The organism is Pantoea sp. USMM079 (assembly GCF_037153115.1).
Classification (GTDB): domain Bacteria; phylum Pseudomonadota; class Gammaproteobacteria; order Enterobacterales; family Enterobacteriaceae; genus Pantoea; species Pantoea communis.
This window is the reverse complement of the sequence record NZ_JBBCKX010000067.1, coordinates 1-520: the sequence shown is the minus strand read 5'-3', so window position 1 is coordinate 520 and position 520 is coordinate 1. Positions and strand designations below refer to the sequence as shown.

Sequence of the window (520 nt, the reverse complement as noted above, 5' to 3'; positions counted from 1 at the left end):
GACGCTTTACGCAGATTAGCACGTCCTTCATCGCCTCTGACTGCCAGGGCATCCACCGTGTACGCTTAGTCGCTTAACCTCACAACCCACAGGCGTTTTGCAACGCATGCAAGCTGCAAGCATTTGAGAGACTCGAACACATCGTTTATTCATTCTTATTACGGAGAATGAACGCGACGTGTCGTTTCAATTTTCAGCTTGTTCCGGATTGTTAAAGAGCAAATACTTCGCAGCATGCTGAATCAGCATACTCTGAAGTACTGTGGGTAACGCCTTTCACTCATTACCAGCAAGTGGCGTCCCCTAGGGGATTCGAACCCCTGTTACCGCCGTGAAAGGGCGGTGTCCTAGGCCTCTAGACGAAGGGGACACGATAGTGTCACGACTTCGCAGCCGTCTTGCTCATTACTTTCTATCAGACAATCTGTGTGAGCACTGCGCGGGAAGGTATCTTCAGGTAAGGAGGTGATCCAACCGCAGGTTCCCCTACGGTTACCTTGTTACGACTTCACCCCAGTCA

1 tRNA gene and 1 rRNA gene are annotated in these 520 nt (G+C 50.8%); both read right to left on the bottom strand.

The features are described 5' to 3' along the window. Positions 1-294 precede the first annotated feature (294 nt). A tRNA-Glu gene (locus WFP70_RS26530) sits at positions 295-370 on the bottom strand. 88 nt (positions 371-458) lie between these two features. After that, a 16S ribosomal RNA gene (locus tag WFP70_RS26525) occupies positions 459-520 on the bottom strand; the annotation flags it as partial.